Raw genomic sequence first — 17,642 nt, forward strand, 5'->3', positions numbered from 1 at the left:
CGGCCGCGGCGCCGCGGCTCAGAACGCGTACGGATCCCCCGTCGCCAGCACCAGCACCCGCTGCTCGTCGTTCGTACGGTCCTGGTCCACCGCACCCCCGCCCCACGCCACGTCCACCGCCAGCGTCACCTCCGCCGGCCGCTCCCGCAGCCGTACCGGCACCACCAGCTCCTCCCCCGGCACCTCGACCGCCAGCGGCCCGGTCTCGCACACCACCTCCCGGTCACCGGTGCGCGCGCACCCGCCCGGCAGCTGCTGCGAGTCGGCCAGCGGCGCCGACGAGACCAGCCGCACACTGGCCCCGGTCACACCGTCCGGCCCGTGGTTGCGCGGAGTGACCCGGACCTCCACCAGGTCCCCGCCCAGCACCGCGGACCCGTGCACCTCCAGATCCGCGCTCCCGGCCCAGGCGGCACCAGCGCCCCCCACGACCAGCACACCCACCGCCAACGCCACCGCACCGGCCACCACCGGCCCACCACGACGCATCGCCATGCCACCCGTCCCGTCCGACTCCGGCATCCGTAACCCTGCTCTCGTACGGATGTATGCCACCCGGACCCCGCCGCAGGCGCCCCCCATCAGGTGACACCCGCCGGACGTGGCACGCTGCACGCATGCTCATCCTCCGCTCCGCCGCCCTGTTCGTCGTCGCCGCGTTCTTCGAGATCGGCGGCGCCTGGCTGGTCTGGCAGGGCGTACGCGAGCACCGCGGCTGGCTCTGGATCGCCGGCGGCATCCTGTCCCTCGGCGCCTACGGCTTCGTCGCCACCTTCCAGCCGGACGCCCACTTCGGCCGCATCCTCGCCGCCTACGGCGGCATCTTCGTCGCGGGGTCGATCCTGTGGGGCGTCGTCGCCGACGGCTACCGCCCGGACCGCTGGGACCTCACGGGCGCGGCGATCTGCCTGGCGGGAATGGCAGTGATCATGTGGGCACCCAGGAACTGACCGCCGGACGCACCACCCGGGGCGCGGACCGCACCGACACACGGCTCCGCCGGGTGGACGCGCTCGGCCCGCACCGGCCCGCGGCCGACGGATCACCGCACATATCCTTGCCACGACACACCCGTACGCCCGACCCACCCTGCTGAGGAGTACCCCCATGGCCCCGTCCCGCATCGCGGTCGTCACCGGCGCCAGCAGCGGCATCGGCGCCGCCACCGCCCGCCGGCTCGCCGAGGCCGGCTACCGCGTCGTCCTCACCGCCCGCCGGGAGGACCGCATCGAGGCCCTGGCCAAGGAGATCAACGACGCCGGCCACCAGGCCACCGCCTACCCCCTCGACGTGACGGACCGCGCGGCCGTGGACGAGTTCGCCACCGCGTTCCAGGCGGTCGCCGTCCTCGTCAACAACGCCGGCGGGGCCCTCGGCGCCGACCCGGTCGCCACCGGCGATCCGGCCGACTGGCGCACGATGTACGAGACGAACGTCATCGGCACCCTGAACCTCACCCAGGCCCTGCTCCCCAAGCTGGAGGCGAGCGGCGACGGCACGGTGGTCGTCGTCTCCTCCACCGCCGGCCACGCCACCTACGAGGGCGGCGCCGGCTACGTCGCCGCCAAGCACGGCGCCCACGTCCTCGCCGAGACCCTCCGCCTGGAGATCGTCGGCAGACCGGTCCGGGTCATCGAGATCGCCCCCGGCATGGTGAAGACGGACGAGTTCGCCCTGACCCGCTTCGGCGGCGACGCGGAGAAGGCGGAGAAGGTCTACCAGGGCGTCGCCGAGCCCCTCACCGCGGACGACGTCGCCGACACCATCACCTGGACGGTGACCCGTCCCAGCCATGTCAACATCGACCTCCTCGTCGTCCGCCCCCGCGCCCAGGCCTCCAACACCAAGGTCCACCGGGACCTGTGATGCCGACCGAGGACGACCGCGCGGCGGCCCTGGAAAGGCAACGGGAAAAGGGCCGCCTGGAACAGGAGACGAAGAACGAACGCCAGGTCTGGTACTTCCTCGCCTACTTCCTCTTCGGCATCCACGTCATCGCCTTCGTAATGATCTACGCGGTCCGGCACGCGAAGTGACCGGCAGGTAACCCTTACGGGCGAACCTCACCGTTCACCCGATCATCACGCGAACGCCCGTCCTAGGCTCGCATCACACGATCATTTCGACGGCCCTCGGCGGGGATGCAGCCCAGCCGTGGGCCTCGCCAGCATGGAAGTGGAGCTTCCTGTGGCTGATTGCGAGCCTGACGCGCGCCGGTTCATGGACCTCACAGCGCCCGATTACGCATACATGTTCGGGTTTCTGCAGACAGACGGTCACCTGTCGAAGGGGGCGGGCCAGAAAGGGCGCCTGGTTGTGGAGATCAGCGCCCGCGACTCCCTCACCACGGCCAGCTGCTCCATCGCGTCGTACCTGGCCGACTACGGACTGGACGTGACTGGGGTCGCGCGCAACCCGAAGCGCAACGCACGCGACGACGTCTACAACGTGCTTTACATGATGGAGCGGGCTCAGCGCCTGGCGGCCGACCTGTACTACCCGGGCTGCCTGGCCTTGGAACGCAAGCGCACGGCAGCTGAATCGCCGTCGGGCTGGGTGCGCCCCCCGGGCATGAGGTCCGCGTACACCGCTCGCCGCTGGTCGGAAACCGAGGACCAGATCCTGCTGGAACTCAGCAGCCCCGCGGCAGCGGCGGACGTGCTCGGCGGGACGACCGCGAGCTGCAGTCTCCGCCTCTGGCGTCTGCGTAACCGGACCACTTCCCCAGGCAGTCATCGGTGACCGGGTGAACGGGGGCACCGGTTTCACCCGGTGCCCTTCGCATCAGCCCTTCACGCAGATGAACTGCTTCAGCTTCGCCACGATCTCCACGAGGTCCCGCTGCTGTTCCATGACTTGGTCGATGTTCTTGTAAGCGCCCGGAATCTCGTCCAGCACTCCGGAGTCCTTGCGGCACTCCACACCCCGCGTCTGCTCCTCCAGGTCCTTCGTCGTGAAGCGCCGCTTCGCCGCGTTACGGCTCATACGCCGTCCTGCTCCATGAGACGCCGAGTTGAACGCCTTCTCGTTCCCGAGCCCCTTCACGATGTACGAGCTGGTACCCATGGAGCCCGGGATGATCCCGAACTCACCGGAGCCCGCCCGGATCGCGCCCTTTCGGGTCACCAGCAGGTCCATGCCCTCGTACCGCTCCTCCGCCACGTAGTTGTGGTGGCAGGAGATCTCCGTTTCGAAGACCGGCTTGGCCTTCTTGAACTCCTTGCGGATCACGCCCTTCAGGAGCGCCATCATCAGCGTCCGGTTGTACTTCGCGTACTCCTGCGCCCAGTAGAGGTCGTTTCTGTAGGCCGCCATCTGGGGGGTGTCCGCGACGAAGACGGCGAGATCGCGGTCGACCAGGCCCTGGTTGTGCGGAAGCTTCTGGGCCACGCCGATGTGATGCTCGGCGAGTTCCTTGCCGATGTTCCGGGAACCGGAGTGCAGCATGAGCCAGACCGAATCCGACTGATCAAGACACAATTCGATCATATGGTTGCCGCTGCCCAGGGTCCCCATCTGCTGATGCGCCCGCTCCTGACGGAATTTGACCGCCTCCGCGACCCCGTCGAACCGCCCCCAGAACTCACCCCACCCGGCCGTCGTCAGCCCGTGGAAGTCCCCCGGCTCGACCGGGTCCGCGTGCATCCCCCGCCCCACCGGAATCGCCTGCTCGATCCTCGAGCGCAGCCGGGACAGGTCACCCGGCAGGTCGTTCGCCGTGAGGGAGGTCTTCACCGCGGACATGCCGCAGCCGATGTCCACCCCGACCGCCGCCGGGCACACCGCGTCCCGCATCGCGATGACGGACCCGACCGTCGCACCCTTCCCGTAGTGGACGTCCGGCATCACCGCCAGGCCCTTGATCCACGGCAGGGTCGCGACGTTGCGCAGCTGCTGGAGCGCGACGTCCTCGACGGTCGCCGGGTCGGTCCACATCCGGATGGGTACCTTCGCGCCCGGCACCTCCACGTACGACATGTCTTCCTCATTCCCCCACGGACAGCACATCAAAAAGAACAAAAAGCCTAATTTCAACAAAACGCAAATGCGGCGCCAGAGGCCCGGAAACCAGACACAGGACCGGCGTTCACGGCAGTGCGTGCGATAGACATTGTCTCCAGGGGGCGCCCCGCTGCGGCAAGCGATTAACCAGCGGGGACACTGGAGCAGGACCGAGCGGACCAGTGAACGGAAGGAGCCTGACCGTGCAGCGGAAGGCGTACGTAACCGGCATCGCCGCCCTTCTCGCGGCCCTGCTGGCCGGCTGCACGAGCGGTTCCAGCGGTGGCGACGACACGAGCGACAAGAACGCGGACACCAGCACCTCCACCGTCGCCGCCCAGCCCGGCAAGTACCGCACCCTCCCGGAGGCCTGCGGCGCGGTCAGCCACGACACCCTCGACTCGCTGCTGCCGGGCATCGCCCAGATCACCGACGTCGACCAGCGCGACAAGGCGTACGCGGGCGACGCGGCGCTCACCTACGACACCGACCGCAAGGTCGGCTGCCGCTGGAAGATCGAGTCCACCGACGCCACGGACCGGCTGTCCGTCGATTTCGAGCGCGTGGTGTCGTACGACAACGCGGTCAGCGACGACAGCGAGGCGCAGACGATCTACACGCAGCTGGAGACGGCGGCGGACATCCCCGAGTCCGCGCCGCCGAGCCCGGCCGAGACGGAATCACCGTCGCCGTCGGCGTCGGACTCCCCGTCCGCGACCGCGTCGTCGACCACGTCGCCGTCCGGGTCGCCGTCCGGGTCGCCGTCCGGGTCGCCGTCCGGATCCGCCGACCCGTCCTCCTCGGCTTCCGCCACCCCGGCCGGTCTCCAGCCGCGCACCCTCTCCGATCTCGGCGACGAGGCGTATCTCGACGACCAGCTCAGCGGCTCGGGTTCGACGGCCGAACAGCGGACGGTGACTGTGGTGTTCCGCACGTCGAACGTCGTCGTGACCATCGTGTACGAGGAGCAGCCGATGGCCACCGGGACCGTGCCGGACAGCAAGGAAATGCAGGACAGGGCGCAGAATCTGGCCGGGCAGCTGGCCGAGGCACTCAACGGCTGAGGGCTTCGGCACACCCTCTGCTCCCCGCCCGCAAAGGGCGTGAACCGGAACCGCACAGCTTCCTCACCGCGTACCGTGGCCCCTCGGACCCGATCCGACCGCAGGAACCCCGAACGTGTGAGTGAAGGAACCATGCAGCGAGTAGCAGTCCAGTCAGACGACCAGCGTGCCCGGAGCGGGCGGAAGGCACAGCGGCGGGCAGGGCGCCTGCGCCGCGGTCTCGTCTGCGCGGCCGCCGTCCCCGCCGTGGCGCTGTTCGCGACGGCCTGCTCCTCGGACTCGGACGCCGCCGCGCAGGGGACTGGCGGGAGTTCGGACTCCGCCGCCGGGACGGCCGACGCCGGCGGCTCCTCGACGGCGTCGCCGGGCGTTCAGGCCGCGAAGTACGCGAAGCTGCCGAAGCCGTGTGCGGTGCTCTCGAAGGAGACGCTCACCTCGCTGGTACCGAAGGGCGTCAAGTCGGGCAAGGAGGGCACGTCGGACGACGTGGCCACGCGGGGCAGCTGCTCGTGGAGCAGCCTGGACAGCAACGGCGTGAAGGGCTCGCAGTTCCGCTGGCTCAACATCTCCTTCCTGCGCTTCGACTCGGACGCCGGCCGGGGTTCGGGCGAGAAGCAGGCGGAGGCGTACTACGCGAGCCAGGTGCAGGGTGCCCAGTCGGTGGCGGGTGCCAAGAACACCAAGTCGGTGCCGGTGACCGGGGCCGGGGACCAGGCGACGGCGGTGCGCTACGACCTGAAGAAGAAGGAGGGCGCCTTCAAGCAGCAGACGGTCGTGGCCCGGGCCGCGAACGTCGTCGTCACCCTCGACTACAACGGTGCGGGTCTGGCGGGCGGGAAGGCGCCGGACGCGGACGCTCTGACGAAGGTGGCGGAGAAGGCGGCCGCGGAGGCGGTGGCGTCGGTGGCGACGGCCAACGGCGCTGCTCCCGCACCGAGTTCACCTGCGCCGACACCCTCGAAGTCGGCCTCCGAGTCGGCCTCCAAGTCGGCCTCGCCGTCCGCCTCGCCTTCCAAGTCGCCGGCGAAGAAGAGCTGACCGGTCACACGTACGCCGCACTGATGTGCCACCCTGTTGCGCGCAACAACTGGCAAGGGGAGGGGAGTACCGGTGGCCGCGCCCATACAGCTGACTCGGATGCACCGCGTTCTCATCGGTGTGGTCGTGACCGGCGCGATGATCATCGCCGGCATCGGCTTCGCCGGCTCGTACGCGGCCGTCCGTGAGCTGGCCATCAAGAAGGGCTTCGGGAACTTCGCCTATGTGTTCCCGATCGGCATCGACGCGGGCATCTGCGTCCTGCTCGCCCTTGACCTGCTGCTGACCTGGATCCGCATCCCCTTCCCGCTGCTGCGGCAGACGGCCTGGCTGCTGACCGTCGCGACGATCGCCTTCAACGGCGCGGCGGCCTGGCCGGACCCGCTGGGTGTGGGCATGCACGCGGTGATCCCGATCCTGTTCGTGGTCGCCGTCGAGGCCGCCCGGCACGCGATCGGCCGGATCGCGGACATCACGGCGGACAAGCACATGGAGGGGGTGCGGCTCACCCGCTGGCTGCTCTCCCCGGTGCCGACCTTCCTGCTGTGGCGACGGATGAAGCTGTGGGAGCTGCGCTCCTACGACCAGGTCATCAAGCTGGAGCAGGAACGTCTCGTCTACCAGGCGAGGCTCCGGTCCCGCTTCGGCCGGGCCTGGCGCAGGAAGGCTCCCGTGGAGTCCCTGATGCCCCTGCGGCTGGCCAAGTACGGCGTCCCGCTGGCGGACACGGCCCCGGACGGCCTGGCGGCCGCGGGCATCGACCTCCCGGCGCTGCTGCCGGCTGCCGAGTCGGCTGCGGGCGCCCGTGCCGCCGGGGCGGTGCCCGCCCCCCAACAGGCGGCGCCTTCCGGCGGGCAGCGCCCGGAGCTGGTCCCCGGTCCCCGCCAGGAGCAGCCTGTGTACGCCTCCGAACCGGAGCCGTCGCAGCCCGACCCGGAGGTCAACCCCTGGCTGCACGCCAGGAACCCGCAGCAGATCGAGTACCACGGGGACTACGACCCGACGTACGAGCCCCAGTACTCCGAGGAGCAGTACGCGGCCTGGCAGTACCAGCAGGAGCAGGAGCAGTACCAGCGCCAGCTGCAGGAGTACGAGCAGGCACAGCTCCAGCAGCAGTTCGCGCCGGACCAGCTCCCCCAGGAGCAGCAGCCCCTCCCCGAGGAGTCGCCGTCGGAGACGACCGGCAGCTTCCCCATCCCCTCCGGCCCGGGCCGTACCCGTGAGCTCGGTGAGGGCGGTGGCCCGCCGGAGCCGACCGAGGAGGACTTCTACCTGGTCTTCAAGAAGTCGATAGACGGCGGCTATCCCAGCTCCAGCCAGTTCCGGGGTGACGTGGAGGCGACCTTCGGCACCACGCTCCCGCAGCGGGAGGCCGACCGCATGGTCAACCGCTTCACGAACCGCCACACGGCGGAGCTGCAGGACGACCACATCGCGTAGGCGAGCCGCGCACGGCGTACGGCGTGAAGAAGGGGCCCTCCTCGGCGGAGGGCCCCTTCTTCATGCCGGCGTCACGCCCCGAGCAGCGCCCGCACCCGCTCCTGCCCGACCGCGAGGAGCAGCGTGGGCAGCCGGGGGCCGGTGTCCCGCCCGACCAGCAGGTGGTAGAGCAGGGCGAAGAACGTCCGCTGGGCCGTCTTGATCTCCGGCGGCAGTTCCTTCGGGGTGGCGTCGGCGGAGAACCCGGCCTGGACCTTGGGCACGCCGTAGACGAGGTGGGTGAGCCCGTCCAGCGACCAGTGCTCGGCGAGGCCGTCGAGCAGGAGCCGTACGGACTGCTGGGACGCCTCGTCGAGGGACTTCAGCAGTTCGGCGTCGGGCTCGTCCCGCACGATCGTCCGCTGGTCGGCCGGCACCTGGGTGTTGATCCAGGCCTCGGCCTTGTCGTACCGCGGCCGGGCCTCGTCCAGCGAGCCCAGCGGGTTGGCCGGGTCCAGTTCGCTGAGGATGCGCAGCGCCTGGTCCTCGTGCCCGGCGGTGATGTCGGCGACGGAGGCGAGGGTCCGGTACGGCAGCGGGCGCGGCGTCCGGGGCAGCTCGCCGGCCGCCGTGCGGACGGCACGCGAGTGCGCGGCGATGTCACCGGGCAGCGCGGACCCGTCCGCGACCTTCCCGTCGAGCTTGTCCCACTCGTCGTAGAGCCGCTGGATCTCCTGGTCGAAGGCGATCTTGAAGGACTGGTTCGGCCTGCGGCGGGCGTAGAGCCAGCGCAGGATCTGCGGCTCCATGATCTTCAGCGCGTCGGCCGGGGTGGGCACCCCGCCCCGCGAGGACGACATCTTCGCCATGCCGCTGATGCCCACGAAGGCGTACATCGGCCCGATGGGCTGCTTGCCGCCGAAGATTCCGACGATCTGGCCGCCGACCTGGAAGCTGGACCCCGGCGACGAATGGTCCACACCGCTCGGCTCGAAGATCACGCCCTCGTACGCCCACCGCATGGGCCAGTCGACCTTCCAGACCAGCTTGCCGCGGTTGAACTCGCTGAGCCGGACGGTCTCGGAGAAGCCGCACTCGGTGCAGGTGTAGGTCAGCTCGGTGGTGTCGTCGTCGTACGCGGTGACGGTGGTCAGGTCCTTCCCGCACCCACCGCAGTACGGCTTGTACGGGAAGTATCCGGCGGAGCCGGACGAGCCGTCGTCCTCGCTCGCCGCGCCCGAGCCCTCCTCGGCCTCCAGCTCGGCCTCGTCGACGGCCTTCTGCTGCTGCTTCTTGGGGGCCTTCTTCGTCCGGTACTGCTCCAGGATCGCGTCGATGTCACCCCGGTGCTTCATGGCATGCAGCACCTGCTCCCGGTACACACCGGACGTGTACTGCGCGGTCTGGCTGATCCCGTCGAACTCCACGCCCATCTCGGCCAGCGACTCGACCATCGCGGCCTTGAAGTGCTCGGCCCAGTTCGGGAACGCGGAGCCCTTCGGCGCGGGCACCGAGGTCAGCGGCTTGCCGATGTGCTCGGCCCAGCTCTCGTCGACCCCGGCGATACCGGCGGGCACCTTGCGGTAGCGGTCGTAGTCGTCCCAGGAGATCAGGTGCCGGACCTGGTACCCGCGCCGCCGGGCCTCGTCCGCGACCAGGTGCGGGGTCATGACCTCGCGGAGGTTGCCGAGGTGGATCGGTCCCGACGGCGAGAGCCCGGACGCGACGACGACCGGTTTGCCCGGGGCCCGACGCTCCGACTCCTCGATGACCTCATCCGCGAAACGGGAGACCCAGTCGGTGGTCTCGGTGCTCTGAGCCACGATCGGCACGTCCTTCTTTCTGGCACGGGACAGCCGGTACGGTCGCACGGCTGACCGCTCCATTCTCCCAGCCGAGGTCGAATCCACGAAAACGGGTTGTCGAGACCCCCCTGAGCGGCGGCGCAGCCGCCGTTCAGGGGCGCGGGGCTGCATCGGCATGCGGCTCCGCCGCGCGGGCGCGACCGGCCGGCGGCACCAGCGACCGCTCGGCGGCGCAGCCGCCGCTCGGGGGCGCGGAGAACTGCGCGACAAGCCACAACGCACCCGCACCCGGCCACGCACCGGACCCCCCGGGCCGGTAGCCGCAAAAACCCCTTTACCCCCCGTGAAATACTGGTCCCGTCTACCTAACCCCACGAGGAGAAACGGCTCCCACCTCATGGCCCCGGTCACGTCCCTCAGCGCCTCCGTCAACCAGCAGCTCACCGACGCCCTCTCGGCAACCCTGCCGGAGGCCTCCGTCGACCCGCTGCTGCGACGCAGCGACCGGGCCGACTACCAGGCGAACGGCATCCTCGCCGCCGCCAAGAAGGCCAAGGCCAACCCGCGGGAGCTGGCGACGCAGGTCGTCTCCCACATCACCACCGGCGCGGACCTGATCCAGGACGTCGAGGTCTCCGGCCCCGGCTTCCTCAACATCACCCTCTCCGACAGGGCGATCACCGAGAACCTGGCCGCGCGGTACGCGGACGCCGACCGGCTCGGTGTGGCGGCGAAGGCGGACCCGGGCATCACGGTCATCGACTACGCCCAGCCGAACGTCGCCAAGGAGATGCACGTCGGCCACCTGCGGTCCGCGGTGATCGGCGACGCGCTGCGCGGCATGCTCGACTTCACCGGCGAGCGGACGATCGGCCGGCACCACATCGGCGACTGGGGCACCCAGTTCGGCATGCTCATCCAGTACCTGATCGAGAACCCGGCCGAGCTGTCCGCGAAGACCGACACGGACGGCGAGCAGGCCATGTCGAACCTGAACCGGGTCTACAAGGCGTCCCGGGCGGTCTTCGACGCGGACGAGGCGTTCAAGGAGCGGGCGCGTAAGCGGGTGGTCGCCCTGCAGTCCGGCGACAAGGAGACCCTCGACCTGTGGCAGCGGTTCGTGGACGAGTCGAAGGTCTACTTCTACTCGGTCTTCGAGAAGCTGGACATGGAGGTCCGCGACGACGAGATCGTCGGCGAGTCTGCGTACAACGACGGCATGCCGGAGACCGCCCGCCTGCTGGAGGAGATGGGCGTCGCGGTCCGCTCCGAGGGCGCACTGGTCGTCTTCTTCGACGACATCCGGGGCAAGGACGACCAGCCGGTCCCGCTGATCGTGCAGAAGGCGGACGGCGGCTTCGGCTACGCGGCCTCGGACCTGACCGCGATCCGCAACCGGGTCACCGACCTGCACGCCACCTCGCTCCTCTACGTCGTGGACGTCCGTCAGTCCCTCCACTTCAAGATGGTCTTCGAGGCGGCCCGGCGGGCGGGCTGGCTCACCGACGAGGTCACCGCGCACAACATGGGCTACGGCACGGTGCTGGGCGCGGACGGCAAGCCGTTCAAGACCCGTGCGGGTGAGACCGTGCGGCTGGAGGACCTGCTGGACGAGGCCGTGCAGCGGGCCGCCGAGGTGGTCCGGGAGAAGGCGCAGGACCTGACCGAGGACGAGATCCAGGAGCGGGCCGCCCAGGTCGGCATCGGGGCCGTCAAGTACGCCGACCTGTCGACCTCGCCGAACCGGGACTACAAGTTCGACCTGGACCAGATGGTCTCGCTGAACGGCGACACGTCCGTGTACCTGCAGTACGCGTACGCCCGGATCCGGTCGATCCTCCGCAAGGCGGGCGAGGTCCGGCCCGCCGCCCACCCGGAGCTGGAACTGCACCCCGCGGAGCGGGCGTTGGGCCTGCACGTGGACGCGTTCGGCGACACCGTCTTCGAAGCGGCGGCGGAGTACGCCCCGCACAAGCTGGCGGCGTACCTGTACCAGCTGGCGTCGCTGTACACGTCGTTCTACGACAAGTGCCCGGTCCTGAAGGCCGGCACCCCGGAGCAGGTGGAGAACCGCCTCCTGCTGTGCGACATCACGGCCCGCACTCTGCACCGGGGCATGGCCCTGCTGGGGATCAGGACGCCCGAGCGGCTGTAGCCGACGGCAGCTCCTCGTCACGGCGGGACGGTCCCTACTTCTCCGGCCCGCCCCGCCCGACGCCCAGCCAGGCCCCGTAGAGGCCGCCCATGGCGACGACGACGATCGCCAGGGACTGCGGCGGTACGCCGATGAGCAGCAGCACGACGACCGTCACGAGTACGGCGATGAAGGCCAGCAGGTCGGTGGTGCGCTTGGCCGGGGTCATGGTTCCTCGTTTCTCCGCGCAGTGGGCCGCGAACGCTTTCGCTCGCGGAAGCAGCGTGCGCGGCACTGGAATTTGTCCTCAACCCGGGAGCAGAAGCGGCTGACCATGGGCACGGGCCTGCCGGACAATGGCCTTTGTCCATGGAAAACGGGACCGGGGGACAGATGGCCGAGCAGCATCCGCGTACGCACCGCTCGCCGAGTCGGCCGGGCCGGAAGTTCGGCCCGGTGCGGGCGGACACCGAGGAGTACAAGGCCCTCGCCACCTTCCTGCGCACACGCATGGAAGCCGCGGGCATGACGGTGCAGGCGCTGGTCGACTCGAACGCGACCGGTCTGAGCAAGTCCGCGATCAGTGAGCGTCTGGCGGGCGCCAAACTCGACGAGGCTTTCGTGAGGGCGGTCGTCGAGGCCTGCACGACCACGCCCGAGCTACGGCCGAGCCGCGGGCGCCTGCTCGCCGAGGGCAGCACCCTGCTGGCCACGGCGGAGCACCGGCGCACTCCCGTACTCGACGCGACGCGGGAGAAGGACCCGGTCATCAGAAACGTGGCGGTGGCCGCCCAGGCGAGGCTCCTGGAACTCCACGAGGAACTCCACGCCAAGAACGGCCGGTTGGAGGCGCTCACCCGGGTCCGGCACCAGTCCGAGCTGGCGCTGCGCGACGCCACCAACCTCGCGTCCGTCCTGTCCGTCTGGGTCGTCGTGCTCGCCGACGAGGTCGAGCACCTGAGCCGGGCACGCGAGTTGACCATGTCGGCCGTTCCCGCCGATCTGCCCCGCCTGGTGAGCGTGGACGCGGAACTGACCCACACGATCGAGCGACACGACCGGACCACCTCACAGCTCGCACGGACCGAGCGGGACCGCCAACTGGCCACCGCACTGCTCGCGGAGGCCATGACCCGGACGCGGGAGATCCGTCGCGAGATGCTCCGCCTGCGGGCCGCCGTGGATCTCCCCCCGTCGGGCACCCTCGCGGACACCGTCGCCGATGCGCCGGTGGGCCACCCCGACCTCGCACCACAGAGCGCCTACGGCGACGACGTGGACGCGGCTCTGGACCGGGCCGAAGCGGTGAGCCGGACGATCGCGGACCGTCTGCGTGATGCCGTGACCGATCTGGACGACGGCGCCGAGACGCTCCCGCTGTCCGCCGCGGACACCGCGTACGCCGAGGAGATCGCGAACAACACGGACAATGCCGCTACCAGCGCGGACGTCACGGAGAATCCCACGGGGCTGTGGTGGGACATGCTGGGCGAGGTACCGACGGAGGCGTTCGCCTGGGCCGAGGAGACGGCGGTCTCGCTGTGGGATGCACGGGACCCGGCGGATCCACGCTTCGGTGAGCTGGTCCGCGATCGCCGGCCGCGTGAGGTCATGCTGGTGGCGGACAGGCTGCTGGCTCATCGGTGGGCGGAGGGTTCCGTACGGCTACGGGCCGCACTCGCGCTGGCCCTGCCGCCGGAGGAGCTCGCCCCACTGGTCCTGGCGCTGGCCAGGACCTCCGGCTCCATGCAGCGCGCGGAGCAGGGTGCGCAGATGCTGCTGGCGGCCGTGCTGGAGCGGACGCCGGGTGACGTGCTCTCCCTGACCAACCTGCTGGCCGAGGTCGGTGACGAGCTGCCGAGGAGGTTGCGGTGGGGAATCGCCGCGTTCGTTCGACGCCCGAAGGCGGACGTCACGGACTATCTGCGAGGCCAGTTGGCCCTGGGGCGCCGCATGAGTGTGCACAACGACCACGTGATCGGGGCCGTCGTCCGCGAGTTGCCGACCGACGAGATCCTTGCCCTGGTCGACGAGCTGTACGAACCGGCAGCGGGCGAGGAGAGCGACTTCGGCTGGCTGCTCTTCCAGGCGATACCGCAACCCGCGATCGACCAGACCGAGTTGCTGCTGCACCTGTGGTCCAAGCTGCCCCGGTTGTATTTCACCGAGATGCTGCCAGGCCTGTACCGGGGCAACTGGAAGGAGGTGTCCGCTGCCGTCGCCGCGCTCCACCAGGAGTGGCCGCCGCCCCTCGACCGCGCCGCGCGGGAGATGTCCGCGCAAGTGATGCCTGAGATCATCCGCAGGGAGTCGGTATCGGGACTCGACTCGATCGCCGGTCGGCTCACCAGGCTCGGACTCTCCCCGGAGCGGATCTTCGCGCCCTACCGAAAGCTGCTCACCCCGGAGTTCATCGACCGCCCGCGGGACGACGGCGTCTGAAGCGGCACGCCGCCCGGGCCGCCTTCACCGCCTGGGTGGGACAACCGCCGTCGGCGTTGTCGGTGACGCCCCTTACAGTCATCGCCATGGCGACTCTTCCCAACCCGCTGCCCAAGCTGGCGACCGACCCGAGTGGTCGGTCGCTCGGGCTCCAACTCCCGCCCGGGACACTGCTCGACGACACGCTCGACGGCCCGTGGCACCAGCCGTTGCTGTGGTACGCCGGGCAGCCCGCCGGTCCCGGGACCTGGACCGCGCTGGGCGCGCCGGCCGCCCGTGCGGGGCTGCTGCCGGTGCTCATCGACGTGTCCGAGCTCGACGACTGGGAGTTCGCTCCCGGGGAGACGTCCTACCCGGGGGACCACGACGCCGACGAGGTGCTGGAGGACTACTGGGAGGAGGACCCGCCGGAGGGCGAGGAGTGGCCGGGGCTCGCTCCCTCCACGGCGCTGGTCGCCGACCCGGACTCGCGGGCGGCGGACGTCGCCGACGCGCTGAGCCAGGGGCGGCCCTGGCTGAAGGAGCCGCATCTGGCGCTGGTGTCCGCCCGGCGCAGCGCGGACATACCGGCGGCCATCGGCTGGAGCGGCCCGGTGAACTACGAGGAGGACGTGGCCCGGCTGTCCGCGGTGCTGCGCTCCTGGGAGGACCGGTTCGGCGCCCGGCTGGTGGCGCTCGGCTTCGACCACCTCGCGCTGTCCGTCGCCGCCCCGCCCGCCGATCTCGACGAGGCGGAGGCGGTCGCCGCCGAGCACTTCGCCTTCTGCCCGTACGCCGTGCTGCCCGGCGCCGACGACACCCTCTCGTCGTACGCCGAGCAGCTGGTCGGCGGGCGGCTGTGGCACTTCTGGTGGGACTGAGCCCCGGCCCCGGTCAGCCGCCCAGGCCCTTCGCGAGCCTCCGCAGCCCTTCCCCGATCTCCTCCGGCGTCTGCGTCACGAAGCACAGCCGCAGCGTCGCGCGGTCGGGGTCGGCGGCGTAGAAGGGCTCGCCGGGGACGTAGGCGACGTGGTGGTCCACCGCCCGGCGCAGCAGGGCGGTGGTGTCGTACGACGACGGGAGCCTGGCCCAGAGGAACATGCCGCCCTCGGGCCGGTTCCAGGTGGAGCCGGCCGGGAGGGCCTCGGCCAGGCCGGCGAGCAGGGCGTCCCGGCGTTCGCCGTACACCGCGCGCACCTTGGCGACATGGCCGTCCAGCACGTCCAGGTAGCGGGCGGCGGCGAGTTGGTTGAGGGTCGGGGTGTGCAGGTCGGCCGCCTGCTTGGCCACCGCGCAGGCGCGGCGCAGGGCGCCGGGGGCGCGGAGCCAGCCGAGCCGGAGGCCGGGGGCCATGACCTTGGAGAAGGAGCCGAGCAGGACCGTCCGGTCCTCGGCGCCGGGGAACGACGCGATCCAGGGGACGTGGTCGCCGTCGTAGCGCAGTTCGCCGTAGGGGTCGTCCTCGATGATCCACAGGCCGTACCGGGCGGCGGCCGTCGCCAGGGCGGCGCGGCGGACGGCGGGCACGGTGCGGCCGGTGGGGTTCTGGAAGGTCGGGACGAGGTAGAGGAGTTTGGGCCGTTCGGCGCGGACGAGTTCCTCCAGGGCGGCCGGGTCGACGCCGTCCGCGTCCCCGGGCACCGGCAGCACGCGTGCGCCGGCCAGCCCGAACACCTGAAGTGCCGCGAGGTAGCAGGGGCTTTCGACGAGGACCGTGTCGCCGGGGTCGATCAGGGCGCTCGCGAGGAGGGAGAGGGCCTGCTGGGAGCCGGTGGTGACGAGGAGGTCGTCGGCCTCGGTGGGCAGGCCGCGCGCGGAGAGGCGTGCCGCGAGCCGCTGCCGCAGGGCCGGTTCGCCCTCGGTCGTCGAGTACTGCAGGGCCCGCTCCGGCGTCTCCTCCAGCACCGTGCGGAAGGCGGCGGCGATGCCCTCCCGGTCGAAGAGTTCGGGGGCCGGGAGCCCGCCCGCGAAGTTGATCACCTCGGGCCGGGCGGTCACCGCGAGGATCTCCCGCACGGGTGACCCGCCGACGGTCCGGGACCGGGCCGCGAGCGGGGGCGGCGGGGCGGAGACGGGCGCTGGGGTGAGGGTCATGGACGGCTCCTTGGGCTGATCCTCGTCTTGGCGGGAGCGTAGAGAGGTCCGTGCCGCCTACACCGGTAATTCCGCGATCCGGACGACCGGCCCGTGCCCGCGTCCCGTACCGCCGTCCCACGGGACGGGATCCGCGCAGTTCACAGAGGTGGAGCGGGTTCGGGCGTCCCGAATCTCCCGTCGGCACTGGCGGTCCGGGCGGGCCGCCCCACAGGCTGAGGGCACGTCCATGCCCCCGCCGCTGCGCCCGCACCCGCCGTTCCACCGCACCCCGCCGCCGACCGCGCCGAGATCGTCAAGGGAGCCCTCGTATGTCCGCCACGCACCGCACTCCGGCCCCCGGCCGCCGCCGTCTCCTCGCGGCGGCCGCCCTGGCGCTGGTCGCCGCGACCGCACTGAGCGGGTGCCGGGACGGCCAGGGCGTACGCGACGAGGGCCCGTCCTCCTCCGCGGCCCGCGTCCGGCCCGGCGCCGATCCCGCTCAGGGCCCGGCGTCCGGGTCCCCGGCGCCCAGGCGGACGTCCTGAAAGCGGCCCGGGGCGGCCCCGGGACGCACGTCGTCCGCGGTCAGCCCAGCATCCGGGCGGCCTCCACGGCCCAGTAGGTGAGGATGTTCTGCGCGCCGGCCCGCCTGATGCCGGTCAGGGTCTCCAGGATCGCGCGGTCGCGGTCGATCCAGCCCTTCTCGGCGGCGGCCTCGATCATCGAGTACTCGCCGGAGATCTGGTAGGCGGCGACCGGCACGTCCACCGAGTCGGCGACCCGCGCGAGGATGTCGAGGTAGGGCCCGGCCGGCTTGACCATCACCATGTCGGCCCCCTCCTCCAGGTCGAGGGCCAGTTCGCGCAGCGACTCCCGCACGTTGGCGGGGTCCTGCTGGTAGGTCTTGCGGTCGCCCTTCAGTGACGACCCGACGGCCTCGCGGAAGGGGCCGTAGAAGGCGGAGGCGTACTTCGCGGTGTAGGCGAGGATCGCGACGTCCTCGCGCCCGATCTGGTCGAGCGCGTCGCGGACGACGCCGATCTGGCCGTCCATCATCCCGCTGGGCCCGACGACATGGGCGCCCGCGTCGGCCTGCACCTGGGCCATCTCGGCGTACCGCTCCAGCGTGGCGTCGTTGTCGACGCGGCCCTCGGCGTCGAGCACCCCGCAGTGCCCGTGGTCGGTCGTCTCGTCGAGGCAGAGATCGGACATCACGAGCAGGTCGTCGCCGACCTCGGCGCGCACGTCGCGCAGCGCGACCTGGAGGATCCCGTCGGGGTCGGTGCCGGGCGTGCCGAGGGCGTCCTTCTTGCTCTCCTCGGGCACCCCGAACAGCATGATCCCGGAGATGCCCGCCTGGACCGCCTCCGCGGCCGCCTTCTTCAGGCTGTCCCTGGTGTGCTGCACGACGCCGGGCATGGCGGCGATCGGCACCGGCTCGCTCACCCCCTCCCTGACGAACGCCGGGAGGATGAAGTCCGCGGGGTGCAGCCGGGTCTCGGCGACCATGCGCCGCATGACGGGGGTGGTCCGCAGCCGCCGCGGCCGCGTGCCGGGGAAGGAGCCGTACTTCGTCATGCCCTCTACGCTACGCCCGCCACAGGAGCGCCCTTGCCGACGCGGCGTCCGCGGTGTGGTTGTGCAGGACGTGCCGGGCGGGGTCGTACCCGCCGCGCACGGTGC

The 17,642-nt window shown here is 71.0% G+C and carries 17 protein-coding genes; 11 read left to right on the plus strand and 6 right to left on the minus strand.

The annotated features are described in order from the left end of the window. Positions 1-18 precede the first annotated feature (18 nt). The gene (locus AB0472_RS33600) at positions 19-495 is read right to left on the minus strand and encodes a hypothetical protein (RefSeq protein ID WP_366362110.1); all 477 of its coding nucleotides are present in this window, start codon (positions 493-495) and stop codon (positions 19-21) included. 122 nt (positions 496-617) lie between these two features. Here AB0472_RS33600 and AB0472_RS33605 point away from each other — a divergent pair, with 122 nt between their 5' ends. The 4 genes from AB0472_RS33605 (at position 618) to AB0472_RS33620 (ending at position 2,742) form a co-directional block, all read left to right on the plus strand. Beyond that, positions 618-950, plus strand: a complete 333-nt coding sequence (locus AB0472_RS33605) for a YnfA family protein (protein WP_366362112.1) — start codon at positions 618-620, stop codon at positions 948-950. A gap of 157 nt (positions 951-1,107) precedes the next feature. Continuing rightward, complete coding sequence (locus AB0472_RS33610; RefSeq protein WP_366362114.1) at positions 1,108-1,866, plus strand: SDR family NAD(P)-dependent oxidoreductase; 759 nt, start codon at positions 1,108-1,110, stop codon at positions 1,864-1,866. Further along, positions 1,866-2,036: a hypothetical protein gene (locus tag AB0472_RS33615; protein WP_366362116.1), complete on the plus strand. Its 171-nt coding sequence runs from the start codon at positions 1,866-1,868 to the stop codon at positions 2,034-2,036. Before AB0472_RS33610 ends, AB0472_RS33615 begins: the two co-directional genes overlap by 1 nt. A gap of 118 nt (positions 2,037-2,154) precedes the next feature. After that, positions 2,155-2,742, plus strand: coding sequence for a hypothetical protein (locus AB0472_RS33620; protein ID WP_366362118.1), 588 nt, complete (start codon positions 2,155-2,157; stop codon positions 2,740-2,742). A gap of 42 nt (positions 2,743-2,784) precedes the next feature. On the opposite strand, the gene AB0472_RS33625 is transcribed toward AB0472_RS33620, so the two are convergent. Then, positions 2,785-3,978 (minus strand): RtcB family protein, encoded by a 1,194-nt coding sequence (locus AB0472_RS33625; protein ID WP_366362120.1) that lies wholly within the window; start codon positions 3,976-3,978, stop codon positions 2,785-2,787. A gap of 227 nt (positions 3,979-4,205) precedes the next feature. On the opposite strand from AB0472_RS33625, the gene AB0472_RS33630 reads away from it, so the two are divergent. From AB0472_RS33630 to AB0472_RS33640, 3 genes are all read left to right on the plus strand, one after another. Then, positions 4,206-5,066 carry a DUF3558 domain-containing protein gene (locus AB0472_RS33630; RefSeq protein WP_366362122.1) on the plus strand — a complete coding sequence of 287 codons (861 nt, stop codon included), beginning with the start codon at positions 4,206-4,208 and terminating at the stop codon, positions 5,064-5,066. A gap of 132 nt (positions 5,067-5,198) precedes the next feature. After that, the gene (locus tag AB0472_RS33635) at positions 5,199-6,104 is read left to right on the plus strand and encodes a DUF3558 family protein (RefSeq protein WP_366362124.1); all 906 of its coding nucleotides are present in this window, start codon (positions 5,199-5,201) and stop codon (positions 6,102-6,104) included. Between the two features lie 99 nt (positions 6,105-6,203). Further along, positions 6,204-7,544, plus strand: coding sequence for a DUF2637 domain-containing protein (locus tag AB0472_RS33640; protein WP_366362126.1), 1,341 nt, complete (start codon positions 6,204-6,206; stop codon positions 7,542-7,544). A gap of 71 nt (positions 7,545-7,615) precedes the next feature. On the opposite strand, the gene lysS is transcribed toward AB0472_RS33640, so the two are convergent. Beyond that, the gene (gene lysS / locus AB0472_RS33645) at positions 7,616-9,355 is read right to left on the minus strand and encodes a lysine--tRNA ligase (RefSeq protein WP_366362128.1); all 1,740 of its coding nucleotides are present in this window, start codon (positions 9,353-9,355) and stop codon (positions 7,616-7,618) included. A gap of 370 nt (positions 9,356-9,725) precedes the next feature. On the opposite strand from lysS, the gene argS reads away from it, so the two are divergent. Then, entirely contained in the window at positions 9,726-11,483 is a 1,758-nt protein-coding gene (gene argS, locus AB0472_RS33650; RefSeq protein WP_366362129.1) for an arginine--tRNA ligase, read from the plus strand. Between the two features lie 34 nt (positions 11,484-11,517). Here the strand turns inward: argS and AB0472_RS33655 are convergent, their stop codons facing one another. Then, entirely contained in the window at positions 11,518-11,691 is a 174-nt protein-coding gene (locus tag AB0472_RS33655; RefSeq protein WP_366362131.1) for a hypothetical protein, read from the minus strand. Between the two features lie 140 nt (positions 11,692-11,831). Between AB0472_RS33655 and AB0472_RS33660 the strand changes: the two genes are divergently transcribed. Then, on the plus strand, positions 11,832-13,904 hold the full coding sequence (locus tag AB0472_RS33660) for a hypothetical protein (RefSeq protein ID WP_366362132.1): 2,073 nt from the start codon (positions 11,832-11,834) through the stop codon (positions 13,902-13,904). An 86-nt stretch (positions 13,905-13,990) separates the two neighbouring features. After that, a complete protein-coding gene (locus AB0472_RS33665) occupies positions 13,991-14,764 on the plus strand; it encodes a DUF4253 domain-containing protein (RefSeq protein ID WP_366362134.1) in 774 nt (257 codons plus the stop codon). A 13-nt stretch (positions 14,765-14,777) separates the two neighbouring features. Here AB0472_RS33665 and AB0472_RS33670 read toward each other — a convergent pair whose 3' ends face one another. Continuing rightward, a complete protein-coding gene (locus tag AB0472_RS33670) occupies positions 14,778-15,977 on the minus strand; it encodes a PLP-dependent aminotransferase family protein (RefSeq protein ID WP_366362136.1) in 1,200 nt (399 codons plus the stop codon). Positions 15,978-16,288: 311 nt separating this feature from the next. Here AB0472_RS33670 and AB0472_RS33675 point away from each other — a divergent pair, with 311 nt between their 5' ends. After that, complete coding sequence (locus tag AB0472_RS33675) at positions 16,289-16,504, plus strand: hypothetical protein (protein ID WP_366362138.1); 216 nt, start codon at positions 16,289-16,291, stop codon at positions 16,502-16,504. 40 nt (positions 16,505-16,544) lie between these two features. Here the strand turns inward: AB0472_RS33675 and hemB are convergent, their stop codons facing one another. Beyond that, on the minus strand, positions 16,545-17,537 hold the full coding sequence (gene hemB, locus AB0472_RS33680; RefSeq protein WP_366362140.1) for a porphobilinogen synthase: 993 nt from the start codon (positions 17,535-17,537) through the stop codon (positions 16,545-16,547). Positions 17,538-17,642 lie beyond the last annotated feature (105 nt).

The organism is Streptomyces sp. NPDC086777, assembly GCF_040702065.1.
GTDB lineage: Bacteria > Actinomycetota > Actinomycetes > Streptomycetales > Streptomycetaceae > Streptomyces.